The organism is Psychroserpens luteus (assembly GCF_015319355.1).
GTDB lineage: Bacteria > Bacteroidota > Bacteroidia > Flavobacteriales > Flavobacteriaceae > Psychroserpens > Psychroserpens luteus.
The window spans coordinates 46,146-59,947 of sequence record NZ_JADILU010000008.1 but is presented as its reverse complement, the minus strand read 5'-3'; the positions used below and the strand labels follow the sequence as shown (position 1 = coordinate 59,947).

General features: G+C 33.0%; 10 protein-coding genes. 2 read left to right on the top strand and 8 right to left on the bottom strand.

The features are described from left to right. Positions 1 to 74: 74 nt before the first annotated feature. Complete coding sequence (locus tag IM744_RS17455; protein ID WP_317175400.1) at positions 75 to 1,229, top strand: 3-deoxy-D-manno-octulosonic acid transferase; 1,155 nt, start codon at positions 75 to 77, stop codon at positions 1,227 to 1,229. Between the two features lie 110 nt (positions 1,230 to 1,339). Further along, a complete protein-coding gene (locus tag IM744_RS17450) occupies positions 1,340 to 1,774 on the top strand; it encodes a hypothetical protein (RefSeq protein WP_241738361.1) in 435 nt (144 codons plus the stop codon). A 139-nt stretch (positions 1,775 to 1,913) separates the two neighbouring features. Here IM744_RS17450 and IM744_RS17445 read toward each other — a convergent pair whose 3' ends face one another. The 8 genes from IM744_RS17445 to IM744_RS17410 all read right to left on the bottom strand — a co-directional run bounded on the left by IM744_RS17445 (position 1,914) and on the right by IM744_RS17410 (position 13,715). Beyond that, the gene (locus IM744_RS17445; RefSeq protein WP_194509461.1) at positions 1,914 to 3,194 is read right to left on the bottom strand and encodes a T9SS type A sorting domain-containing protein; all 1,281 of its coding nucleotides are present in this window, start codon (positions 3,192 to 3,194) and stop codon (positions 1,914 to 1,916) included. Between the two features lie 16 nt (positions 3,195 to 3,210). Continuing rightward, positions 3,211 to 4,533 (bottom strand): M20/M25/M40 family metallo-hydrolase, encoded by a 1,323-nt coding sequence (locus IM744_RS17440; protein ID WP_194509460.1) that lies wholly within the window; start codon positions 4,531 to 4,533, stop codon positions 3,211 to 3,213. A gap of 1 nt (position 4,534) precedes the next feature. Next, positions 4,535 to 5,380: a cyanophycinase gene (locus IM744_RS17435; protein WP_194509459.1), complete on the bottom strand. Its 846-nt coding sequence runs from the start codon at positions 5,378 to 5,380 to the stop codon at positions 4,535 to 4,537. Position 5,381: 1 nt separating this feature from the next. After that, entirely contained in the window at positions 5,382 to 6,515 is a 1,134-nt protein-coding gene (locus IM744_RS17430; protein ID WP_194509458.1) for a PKD domain-containing protein, read from the bottom strand. A 12-nt stretch (positions 6,516 to 6,527) separates the two neighbouring features. Further along, a complete protein-coding gene (locus IM744_RS20855; RefSeq protein WP_194509457.1) occupies positions 6,528 to 7,892 on the bottom strand; it encodes a PKD domain-containing protein in 1,365 nt (454 codons plus the stop codon). Positions 7,893 to 7,904: 12 nt separating this feature from the next. Then, a complete protein-coding gene (locus IM744_RS17420; RefSeq protein ID WP_194509456.1) occupies positions 7,905 to 9,233 on the bottom strand; it encodes a RagB/SusD family nutrient uptake outer membrane protein in 1,329 nt (442 codons plus the stop codon). Positions 9,234 to 9,236: 3 nt separating this feature from the next. Further along, the gene (locus IM744_RS17415) at positions 9,237 to 12,530 is read right to left on the bottom strand and encodes a TonB-dependent receptor (RefSeq protein WP_241738360.1); all 3,294 of its coding nucleotides are present in this window, start codon (positions 12,528 to 12,530) and stop codon (positions 9,237 to 9,239) included. 123 nt (positions 12,531 to 12,653) lie between these two features. Beyond that, complete coding sequence (locus tag IM744_RS17410; RefSeq protein WP_194509455.1) at positions 12,654 to 13,715, bottom strand: FecR family protein; 1,062 nt, start codon at positions 13,713 to 13,715, stop codon at positions 12,654 to 12,656. Positions 13,716 to 13,802: the final 87 nt, after the last annotated feature.

Genomic DNA, 13,802 nt, shown 5'->3' with positions numbered 1-13,802 from the left:
CATTGTACAATTTAGGCATATATATACTTTCTTTTTTTTTAAGGATTATTGCTCCTTTTAATTGCAAAATTAAATTGGGTGTTGACGGTCGCAAGCAAACCTTTGATATTCTGCAAAAAAACATAAATAAGACAGATAAAACCATATGGTTTCACTGTGCTTCTTTAGGCGAATACGAACAAGGTCTTCCTGTTTTTGAGAAGTTGCGACAAGAATATTCTCAGTATAAAATAATACTCAGTTTTTTCTCTCCTTCAGGTTATGAAATTAGAAAAAACACTAAAGTGGCAGATCTTGTAGTTTATCTTCCTCTAGATACCAAATCTAATGCTAAGCGATTTATTGATATTGTACATCCTGAATTCACAGTGTTTGTGAAGTATGATATTTGGGCAAATCTACTTTTGGAGCTCAAAAACCAAAACAGACGTGCAATTTTGATTTCGGCAGTTTTCAGAAAAAATCAAATTTATTTTAAGGGTTATGGAAACTTACAAAAATCTGCACTGTTTGCATTTGAGCATATTTTTGTACAAGATGAAAACTCTAAAACTTTACTTAACAACATCAACTACAATTCTGTAAAAGTTTCTGGTGACACGAGATATGATCGCGTTTCTAATCAATTAAATCAAGACAATAAACTTGATTTTATTTCAGAATTTAAAGGTAATAGCACATGCATTGTTATTGGAAGTTCTTGGGAAGAGGATGAAGCGCTACTCATACCATATATAAATGATAATGCTTCGGAAAGTTTAAAATTCATAATAGCGCCTCATGAGGTTAACACTAGTCATATCAATGCTATTAGCTCTAAACTAACTCCTGTTACAGTCTTATTTTCTGAAAAAGAAGGAAAAAATTTAGAAGATTATAATGTGTTTATTATTGACACTATTGGTTTACTAACTAAAATATATAGTGATGCAGACATTGCTTATGTTGGTGGAGCTATGGGAAAAACAGGTTTACATAACATCTTAGAACCAGCAGTTTTTGGAGCACCTTTAATTATTGGCAAAAACTATAAAAAATTCCCAGAAGCGTTTGCCATGATTGAAAAGGCAGGTGTTATTTCGGTAGAAGATAAAACTGGTTTAAAAACAATCTTAAATTCTCTTATTACATCACATCAACTACGTGATTCATTAGGTAAAAAAAATGCTGCTTTTATTAAAGAAAACAAAGGAGCAGTAGTCCAAATCATGAATCACATACGTATATAGTGCATTGATGAAAGGTTATCATTTTTTATAAATGTTAAAATTTTAACCATATATTCAATTTAAGTTATTAATTTTGAACTTTAACAATAATTAACACTAAAACTATTACAATGAAAAAATTAATTTTAAACATCGCATTAGTATTGGCACTTGTAGTGTCTGTAACATCATGTAGAGAAACTAAAGAAGGTGCAGAAAATGCTGCTGATGCATTAGAAAATGCTGCTGATGAAGCAGGAGATGCAATCGAAGATGCTGCTGATGCAACTGGTGATGCTATTGAAGATGCTGCTGACGCGACTGGAGATGCTATTGAAGATGGTATTGACTCTGTGAAAGAAGGAGCTGAAGATGCTAAGGATGCTGCAGGTAATGCTGTTGACTCTGCTGGAAACGCAATCAAAGAAGGAGCAGAATCTGTAAAAGATGGTGCTAAAGATTTAGCAACAGATACTAAGGACGCGGTTAACAAAGCTGCTGCTGATGGAAAAGAAAAAGCTTCTAGTGCTATTGATAAAGCTTCTGATAAGTTAAAAAAGAACTAAGATTAACAACTAATCTTAAATACAAGAAAAGGTCTGATGAAAATCAGACCTTTTTTTATTGCTAATAAATATAATTAAAAGTATTTCGTAATTAATTGTATTAAAATACGCTTCAACTTACATTATTGAAACAGCACATTTACCTTTTAACAACCTTAAAGGTTTGAACTGTTGTATCTGTTTTCAGTTTTAAAAAATAAATACCTGTACTCAAAGACGATGTATCAATGCTATAATCTGCATTTAGCTCAACTACCCTTTGATTTCCTAAAATATCAACGATTTGAACAGCTATTAATTCGCTTTCCGTAGTAATCTGAATCGTATCTTCAAAAGGATTAGGAAATACTTTTATACTCGACAATTCATAATCTTCAGCTGATAAAGCTCCACAAAGCGGATTAGTTCCTGCTGTGGTAGTAAAAGTTCCTGCTTCAATTGACCAGTTTCTCCATTCTCCTCCGCTTCCAGTTTCCCAATCTGACAAATCAAAATAATTAACTCCACTCTCAGTTCCTGGCACTTTATAAACTTTAATTGCTTCGTTATTTCTATCCCATGTTAAAGGTGATCCTGAGACACAAGTTTCTGGCTCAAAATCTGTAACACAATTAGCTTGTAAAAAGTAAGCAAACTCATCATAAGCTGGATATTCACCATAGACATAAGCTTTCCCGTCTGGCTCTACGCAAACTGCTGTGTATTCATTACAAGCAATTCCGAAGGAACGTGTAGCATTATCTGTAGCTATTCTAGCTAACATTACACTATGTCTTGCTCTTCTATCTGGATCGTCATAATGAGAATCTGTAATAACATTATTCAAATATGGGATATCCAAAAAATCATTTTCTCCTATGGCTACTCTAGGATGATAAGGGTTACTTAAAGCTACTGCATTAGTAAGCGTGCCATATTGAGCAGAAAAATAATTACCACCTAAAATTGCAAGTCCTGCACTTGTACCTCCAATAACTCCTTGTTTTACATTAACAAAATTATTGAGTGCATCTTCCATTGCATTGTCTTTAAAATAGCTTACATAATCATATTGATCGCCTCCTGCAAACCAAATCGCTTCTGCATTTTCTACGCTTTGTAATACATAAGGATCTATAGCTCCTGCTACATTATCAATCACAAATGTGGTTACTGAATTAATTGTAACACCCAAATCTGTATAAAAATAATTATTATAACCATCGCTTCCTGATGCTCTCAATACTACAACATCTCCTCCATCTGCTTTATTTAAAAACCAAATCATGGCATCCTCTTGTTCTGTAGCTCCTCCCATCAAACAAGCTCCAGGTTGGTGATTGGTTATAACATCTGTCGTACTTCCTGTTTGGTATTCGGTATAATTTTGAGCTACAACAATGTGTATACTAAATAAAAATAATAGTGTAATTTTTCTCATTGTTTTTTTTGATTTATTACAGTTTAGAATTTACTAATCTGTACATTAATACTGCTGTTATTTTTGCTTGAATAGCGACAGTTTTTAAATTTCCAGTTTCATTAATAGTATGGTCTCCTCCTCCACCTGTAAGTCCAAGACCATCAATTGCCATGTCTACATATTCTGAAGTAAATGATATATCTGCTGCACCAGCATTTCTTGGGTTTACAGCAGTTACTGATCCAAAACCTAAATCTTGACTCACTATATTAAAATACTCTAACAATTGCGTATTTCCTTTAGTTAAAGTTAATGGTGGATAAGCGCCTTCACCAAAAATAAGTTCAGCATTCGTTTTTGGATAGTTTTCTGAAACAATTTTTTTCATTGTCGCTTTTGCCTTTATGAGTTGATTTAAAGACACAGCTCGTAAATCTCCTCTAACAATAGTTTCTTGTGAAACGACATTAGTTTTTCCAAAAGCAGAACCGCCAGTTTCATCTGCTTCTGGCTTTAAGGTTGTACCTCCAATAATAAATCCTGGATTAAACGTTAAGTCCTTCTCTTTTGATAATTGAAGATAAAATTCATTTAAAATTCTTGAGGTTTCATATATTGCTCCTGCTCCAATATCGTCGGTGAAAATTTGAGACGAATGTGCAGGATTACCTGTAACTTTAAGTTCCCAATCTGCAGATCCTCTTCGAGACACTACAATGGTTTTTGGGTTGTTATCTCCATTTTCAAAACCTAAAGCAATGTCTGCACGTTTAGCAGCATCAATCAAATCTTTTTTAGAAAGTTCTAATGGATCTCCACTTTTTTCTTCATCGCCAGTCATGACAATTTCTATAGACATATCATCTAAAACACCTGCTTCTTTTAAGGCTTGCATTGCTAAAATTATAATAACATCTCCACCTTTCATATCTGCAACTCCTGGACCTTTCATTATAGAATCGTTGAGCATGGTATACTCTTGCAACGGACTTTCTAATTCAAAAACGGTATCTAAATGACCAATTAAAAGAAATTTTGGTCCTTTATTTCCTTTTCTAGTAGCTACTAAATGTCCTGCTCTACCATAAGCGTCTCCATTGGTAAGCTCTGTTTTAAAACCTAATTTGTCAAGTTCTTTTTGAAAAAGAGCTCCTACTTCTCTAACACCTTCAAAATTCATTGTACCACTATTTATGGTAATGGCTTTTTTCAATAATGTAATTGAACTTTCAGTATGATTATCTACAGCTTTTATGATTTTCTTCTCCTTTTTATTGTTTTGAGAAAAACCTAAAAGTGAAAAGCAAAAAAGTAATGTAAAAACTAAACTTTTATAATTGAATTTTAAAATCATCATATTAATCTATTGTAAATGTTTCACCTGGTAAATATATATTCAATATAATACCTTGAGCACCAAGTTTGTCATTAAATGTGTTTTTTGATTGTTCCGGATTTTTAAAAACAATCACTTGAGAGTCTCCAACAACTTCCATAGTATTACCTGTCACTAATATTGCTGTGGACTCATCTATACCAATTCCTACTAATTCAGGATATTCGATTATTGCTGTTAACAAACGATTATATCTACTTCGTTTTACAAAATGCTGGTCGACAATAATAGTAGTTATCAGACCTAAACCTGTTTTAGTTTCTATGTTTTCAGATTCTAAATTTCTGAATGTAGAAGCATATTTAGGATGCTTTAATTCGGTTCCAGTAATCATCATTTTACTCATTACCGCTGCTCCTGCACTTGTTCCCGCTATAAGTGATCCATTTTTATACGCTTCATGAATTGCTTTTTCAATATCTGTTCCTCCAACAATATCCATAAATCTATTTTGGTCGCCTCCTGAAATATAAATAAGTTTTGCGTTTCTAATAGAATCGAGTTTTGATGCTGTTAATTTTTCATCTTTAATAAACTGTAAACCATAAACATTTTTGACTCCTTGTTTATAGAATTGATTAGTCGCATAATAAGCAGAAGAATCTGGTATTGAGCTGGACATTGGTAACACAATTCCGTAACCACTTTTATCAATGCCAGATTCTTTAACAATACGATCTACCATAGATGCTGGTCTTGAGCCACCACCTATGATAAATAGTTTTCCTTTTACTTCAGTATTTTGGGCATTACCTTGAAGCATGAACCCAAAAAACAAACTAAGTAGTATTATTTTTTTTATTATCATGCTATTCTAATTCTCCAATAACAATTCCTCTGGTATCTCCTGTATGCGTAAACCATACTTCTGGACTAGAACCATCTAAATTAGCTCTCATCATCACATCTGTATTACGATCTCCCCAATAAATTTTATCTTCGTTAGCATCGTAACCTATTCCATAAACAACTCTACCAATATTAACTGCTATAGTTGTAATGTTAGTCCCATCTAAGTCTGCAGATTTTAACCTAATATCTCCAGAAGCGACATATTCATCATAAAAAATTCGATTACCAACGACTAACATGCTTCCTCCTTCAATAGCTGGAATTAGTTCAGACTCTCCTGTACCATCTAAATTTTTCACCCAAACGCCTCCATTGTAATTGATCCAATAAAGTGTTCTGTTTACTAAATCTATTGACAATCCGTCTGGATCATTAGCTTGTCCTGTGACAAAATCTTCTACTTGATTCACATCTGAATCATCAATATCTCCTCTTTGAATTCCAGAACTAGTATCCCAATAAATTTGGTTTTCTTGGTAATCAATGGTCATTCCGTTAGGTCCATCGACGCCAACTCTAAAGTCTTCAAAATTACTTCCATCTAAATTGGATCTGTAAATTTTATCTGCACCATAATCACTAATGTAAAGCTTACCGTTCACATTATCAATCACCATTCCGTAAGACGATTGTGCTACGACACCATTTAAAGGCGTAAAAATTGGAGCTTGTGTGTTTATTAATCCTTGATAAACCTGAACACCATCAATAAAATATATAGGTACTCCTGTTGCATTTGGATCTTTAATCACAATTGTTTTTGTGACTTCGTTTATTTCTAAAGACTCAGAAGTTGTCACAACCAAATTCACACTATAAGCTCCAGGCTCAGTATATAAGTGCGTTGGATTTTCTTCGGAAGTAGATTCTCCATCACCAAAATTCCAATAATACGTAGCTGCACCAACATGGGTTGGCACAATAGAATTATTTGTGAACGTAACTGTTGCAGGTGCAAACTCATCGTTATCAATTACAAACGTAAATTCAGGAACTGTACTTGCAGGTGGCACTGGAAAATCATCATCAGAACACGACTGAAACATCCCAACAGTACAACACATTGTGATTATAAAAATTAAATTTCTCATCTGTTTAAACTATTATTTTATTAAAGCTATTCCTCTAGGGCTTGCGATTCCTGTTCTTAAAACTACTCGATCTGTACCATCTAAATTTGCACTGTACAATTCTCCAGAGTCACGTCCAGACCAATATAATTTTCCAGCTTCGTGATCAATTTGCATTCCATAAATCCTTGTGCCTTCAGCATCAATAGTTTGAATATTTGATCCATCTAGATTAGCCACTTTAAGTAAATCATCATTTTGATCATCAAAATAAATTTTGTCATTTACGGTATCAACTAGAAGTGCATAACCATAGTTTCCTGTGATAATTACATTAGGGTTTGTTCCGTCTAAATTAACTTCATAAACCTCTTCAATATTTACATCATAAACATACATTTTGCCATTTTCAACATCTAAAGAAATTGCTCTCCAGTTCACTCCTGGTAAATTAAAAAATCCGATTTCCGGATTAGAACCATCTAAATTTGCTTTTGACACATTACCCTCATCATCAACCCAGTAGATTTTGTTTCCAGCAACATCTAAAGCAATCGCATAAGGATCACCAATATTTGTCGCAATAGCTTCAATTCCTGTTCCGTCAAGGTTCATTCTCCAGATATTTCCGAAGGGGTACGTATCAAAATCACTGAAATATAATTTCTCATTCACCTCATCATAAGCCATACCAACACCGCCTTTACCAACAGCATCATAAACATCATTTACAGTTCCTGAACCATCTAAAATCAGGTTTCTAATATATTCATCTCCAATTGCCATATAATATAATTCGGCTGGTGCTTCTGGAGCTTCGCCTATAACAACGTCTTTTGAAAATATTTGTGAACCAAAAGCGCTACTTGCTGTTAAACTTACTGTAAATGTTCCAGCAGATGGATAAGCAAACTCTGGGTTTTCTTCTGTTGACGTCGAATTATCTGCATCACCAAAATTCCAAGAATAACTATCTGCACCTTCAGAGATATTCACAAATTGAACTGGTATTGTTGCAATAAGATCTTCTTCATTTTCTACGGAAAACAAACTTGCAGGTGTTACTGTAATCTCCATATTAGAAATTGTAGAACCACCAGCTCCTGTTGACACTAAGCTCACTAAAAAGACATTACTAGTCTCATACGTTTTTCTTGGTGACACTTGATTTGATGTTGTACCATCTCCAAAACTCCATGCATAAGCTGTAGCATTTTGAGAATTATTAGTGAATTGAATTTCCTCACCAACAGCAACTTGAGTTGCACTAGCAGTAAATTCTGCTTGAGATTGTGGTGGTACAGTGTCATCGTCTTCACAAGTAAAAAATGTGAAAGATAATAGAGCTATAAAAATGTAGCTGAAATATTTAGTTGTCATAAATTTTATTTTAATCATGATGAGTCGTTTTTAGTATCCTGGATTTTGAACCATTCCTGGACTGTTATTAGTTTGAATTTCGTCTGTAGGTATTGGAAAAAGCATTTGGTTAGTGCTATTTACATTTGGTAATACCGTAATTGCGCGATCTGTTCTTACAAGATCAAACCAGCGTTGACCTTCAAAAGCGAATTCTATTCTTCTTTCGTCTTCAATAATTCTAAGTAATTGTGTAATAGAAGATTCAGATGTTGGCTGCAAGTTTGCACGAACTCTAATCTCGTTGATATCAGATTGAACAGATGATACATTTGGCGCTTGCAAACTCGCTTCTGCTTCTGCTCTAATAAGATACATATCTGCTAATCTTAGCACAATAAAGTTTCCTGTTCCTAAACTTAAATCGTCGTATTTAATGGCGTAAGCTTTATCACCTTCAAAAGCAATACTCGCTTCAAATCTTTCGTCATTAGCTTCGTAAGCGTCTAATAAATCTTGCGACGGTTCTACTTCTCTTCTTCCATTAAGTGAAGTAGGAAAATTATACTCTGCAATACGGTTTCTTTCTAATTCTGAAAATGATATTTCAAAAATAGATTCGTCTGATTCATCATCTTCAAATACATCACGATAATTATCTGGTAATGTGTAACCACCATCTGATATCACTTCCGAAGCCATTAAAATCGCTAAAGGATATTCTTTTTTATACAAATATACTTTTGCCAATAACGCTTTAGCAGCAGCATTAGACGCTCTAATTTTTGTACTAGATACAGGAAGATGCTCGACAGCAAATATTAAATCGTTTATAATTTGATTATACACTTCTTCTTCAGTATTTCTAGGTGCATCCAGATTATTAACGCCAACAGTTGGTGCTACTTTGATTGGAACTCCTCCAAAATAGTTTAACAGATTAAAATGATTTAAAGCTCTAATAAAATATAACTCTGATAAAGCCTCATTCTTTTCTTGTTCTGTCATATCTGTAATAGTTGGTACTTTATCAATGACATTGTTGGCGACATTAATACCATCATAAGCAATACTCCAAATCCCATCTACCGATCCATTTTCTGGTAGAATACTATTATTATCAACTTCTGCGTACGCTGTAGCTGTAGCATCAACAGGATGTGAAAGGTTATCTGCAGCTAGGTCTGAAAATATTCCAAATGTTCTTCCGTAGTAACTTAAACTCTGAAACGATGCATAAGCACCTAAAATTCCTTTATCTATATCTTCTTTTGTATTAAATGCTTCTTCCGCAGAAATAGAATTTTGAGGTTCTACATCTAAAACATCACACGAAAGTGCTGTACATAAGATTAAGGTTATAAAAATTATCTTTTTCATCTTTTAAAATTTTAAATTAACACCTAGAGTTACTGTTTGCGCTTGTGGATACGTAAAGAAATCTGTACCAATAACAGAGTTATCATCACCTCTATAATTCACCTCTGGATCTAAACCTGAATAGTTTGTAAACGTGAATAAGTTTTGTGCACTTACATACACACGTAAACTAGAGAACATTGTTTTCTCTAACACCTTTTTATCAACCGTGTAACCAAGCGTTACATTTTTAACTCTCATGTAAGAACCATCTTCAATAAAACGAGATGACACGCGCTTATTTTGTGCTGACGCAATAGGATCTGTGGTTGCTCTAGGAATATCTGTAATATCTCCAGGCTGTTGCCAACGTCTTGTTATGGATGCTAATTGATTATCACCTCCTTGTAAAGATTCTAAGAACAATCTAGATCCATTGAATACATCGTTACCATAAGAACCCTGTAAAAAGACACTTAAATCAATGCCTTTATAAGAAAAGTTATTTGTTAAACCGAAAATGAAATCGGGATGTGGATTACCAACTATTGTTCTATCTGCTGATGTGATTTCACCATCAAAATTAGTATCTGCATAAACAATATCTCCTGTAGAAGGATCAACTCCTAAAGACTTATAACTATAGAAAACACCTATAGGTTGACCTTCCATAATTCTATTTCCTCCACGACCAATATCATCAATAGGTTGACCATTATAAAGCTCTAATACTTTATTTCGGTTGCCAGAGATATTAAAATTTGTATCCCAAGTAAAGGTTTCTCCAATAAAGTTATTAGTCGCAATTGAAATTTCAATTCCTTTATTTTCTACGCTACCTACATTTTCAGTAATTGAAGAAAAACCAGAACTAGAAGGCAACGGTCTGCTTAGTAATAAATCTTTGGTTTGTTTATTATAATAGTCTGCAGTTATGGTGATTCTATCATCAAAAAGCCCAAAATTCACTCCTAAATTAAACTGCGCAGTACTTTCCCATTTTAAATCTGGATTTGGGATATTACTAGGGTAAATAGCTGGTTGTCCACCGTAAGATGTATTTCCGTAGAGTTCTGAAAACAAAAACGGACTAATATCATCGTTTCCTGTAAGACCATAACTCACTCTTAATTTAAGATCTGAAACAATCTCTTGATTTTTTAAAAAGTTTTCTTCGGAAACACGCCAAGCTACAGAAGCAGCTGGGAAAAATCCAGTTCTATTATTCTCACCAAACTTTGTCGATGTATCAAAACGACCAGAAACTGTGGCAATGTATTTATCGTCAAAATTATAATTTACTCTCCCTAAATAAGATCTTATACCAGCATCTGATGCATTAGCACTTGCAGAAACTATTGTAGAAGCAGAACTTATATATTCTAAATTATCATCTACATAATCCTGACCTCTAATAAATGAAGATCTGTATTGGTACTTTTCAAAAGTATAACCCACTAAGGCTTCAAATTTATGGTTGTTGATTTTCTTATTATACTTTAATAAGTTGTTAGATACAATATTTGAAACGTTACTATAAGTTTCAAAACCTAAGCCATTATATTTTGCACCTTGAACCGTTTTAGTAGACTCATAAGCATGTTCTCTAAAATTTAAGAAATCAATTCCCCATTTTGTTGAAAAGGTTAAATCTTCAAAAATTTCATAGTCTAAATAAATATTAGAATTCGTTCTATAAGAAAAGTTTTCATTAATAGCTTCGTTTGCAATAGACACTGCATTAGAATATGGACCACTTTGATTATAAGATCCATCTTCATTATATACCGAATATATTGCTGGTGTCGAGATTCCATTAGGTAATGGACCATGAAGCGTTTGATCGCTTTCTACACGATTTGTTTTTGCATAAGTCAACCCTATACTTGTTCCTATTTTGACTTTGTCAGATAATTGATGATCTACATTAACACGCGCATTTATTCTTTGATAATCTGTACCAATTAAAATTCCTTCTTGATCAAAATATGTTCCGCTCATAAAAAATTTCGTCTTTTCAGAACCTCCTATTGCAGACAACTCGATACTATTTATTGCTGCGTTTCTAAAAATAACATCTTGCCAATCTGTATCTACTGTAATATTATTCATTTGTTCTTCAGTAAAAACAGTGCTATTAGTAAGATCATTTCTATACTCCATCCATTCTCTAGCATTTAACATGTCTAACTTATTCCAAGCACGTTGTACACCAGAATACACATTGACATTAACTACAGATTTTTGCTCTTTACCACGCTTTGTAGTAATCAATACAATACCATTTGATCCTCTAGCTCCATAAATTGCAGTTGCTGATGCATCTTTCAAAACACTTATAGATTCAATATCACCTGGATTTAAATCTGCAAGTGCACTTGAGCCTTGACCAGAGTAACCAATTTGTCCAAAATCACCAGTAGTAACTGGTATTCCATCAATAATATAAAGTGGCTGATTAGAACCACTGATAGAACTTAGCCCACGAATTCTCACAGACATTTCTCCACCTGGAGTCCCAGAATTTTGTTGTACTTGTACACCTGCTGCCTGACCTTGAAGAATCCCATCTACTGACGAAACTGGCAAATCTTTTACTTGTTTAGAACTGATAGAAGTTATCGCATCACTTAATAATGCTTTTTTCTCTGTACCATAACCAATAACCACGATTTCATCTAAAGCAGCATTATCTGGCATCATTTTAACATCAATAATAGTTTTGCCAATAATCTCAACTTCTTGAGGAGAATAACCTAAATAAGAAATAACTAAAGTTGTTGTATCATCAGGAACCGACAATTCAAAATTACCATCAAAATCTGTGATGACTCCAGTGTTAGCGCCTTTAACCATCACTGTTGCTCCAACCAAAGGCATACCTGTATCATCAACAACCTTACCTGTAATGGTTTTTGTTTGCTGAGCACTTTTAGAATTATTAGCTTTTACATTAACATCTTCTTTAATAACAACTTGTCTTTCATCTACTTTATAAGTTAAATTAGTCCCTGCTAATGCAGTGTCTAAAATTGTAGAAAGTGTTGCGTCTTTAAGATTTAATGACACATTATATTTTAAGACATCGTCTTTGTAAAAAAATATAAATTCGCTTTTACTCTGTATATCTTTAAATAATTCTTCTAAAGTTACATTGCTTACGTTTATATCTATTTTAGTCTGAGCATTTGTAGTATTTGCAAAAGCAGAACTTAAACCAATGGTTATTAATAATAGAAAGATTCTCATAATATTTACCAAATAGTATCTTAAAGGCTTTGTGCGTTCAAAAGCACAAAGGTTCTTATTTTTATTCATAATTTTGTTTTAGTGGTTAATATTACTGCTTCATGCAGTTGTGTTAATTTTTTAAGCTAGAAGGTGTTGGCGCATCTTCTAGTTTTTCACTTCTACTGATTTTGTTTCATAATAGCTCGTTTTTTAATTTATGATTAGTTGATTGTTTTTTGTCAGTTCATATGTAAAGGGAGACGTTTCTGCCTCATTAATGATTTGCAATACATGATCTAAATCTTCATTTACATCCAAATAGCCTGAAAATGTTTGATTAGATAAATTATCGTCATTGATAATGATATCTACATTATAATACCTTGATAGTTTTTTCATTATCGTCTTTAAGGCATCATTTTTAAAGATAAAAACACCGTCTCTCCAAGAAAAATAGGTTTCTACGTCTACCGTTTTTGTGAAAACATTTTTATCTTTTTTATTATAAGTTGCTAACGTATTTGGAACTATCTTTAAATGACTTTTAGATGAGATTAGGTTGTCATTATTATAGTGTATTTGAACGCTTCCACTTTTAAGTACTGTGAATATAGAATCATCATCAGCGTAATTACTCACATTAAATATGGTACCTAATACCTCAATATCTTGATCTTTTGATTTTACTATAAACGGTTGTTTTTTATTGTGAGTCACTTCAAAAATAGCTTCTCCTTCGAGATAGACTTCTCTTTTTTCTTTGGAAAAAGAAGCAGGAAACACTAATTTTGAACCAGAATTTAACCAGACCTTACTACCATCAGACAATACAATTTCTGAACGTTTGCCATAAGGGACAATTAATGTATTAAAGACGATTTCTTTTTGTGCTGAAAGCTCTTGACTTATAGTTTTAGAATTTCCGAAGGAAACATTTTGACCATTATTAGAATAGGTTATGGCCGAATCATTTTCGGGAATTTCAATATCCTTTGCATCACTTAAAATAAGTTTTACTTCATTTGATTTGCCTTGATCCTGTGTTGTGTTTACAAATTCCTCTATAGGAGAAACATCTTGTTTCATGTAATTAAAAACACCTATAGAAAATAAAAGCACTACTGATGCTGCAACAAAACTCATCGTATATTTTACACGACGTTTTTTCTGCCTATGGAGATGAGCAGAGTTTATTATTTTATCTTTTAATTGAGATTTCTCTTCTTTAGATATCTCATCAAAATTCATTTTATATGACCTATTATCTTTCATCTTTTTCTAAAACTATATTTAAGACACACTGATTTAAAATATAAAACCTAGTGGTCTCTATCATAATAAGTCCAACATCTAAAAGAC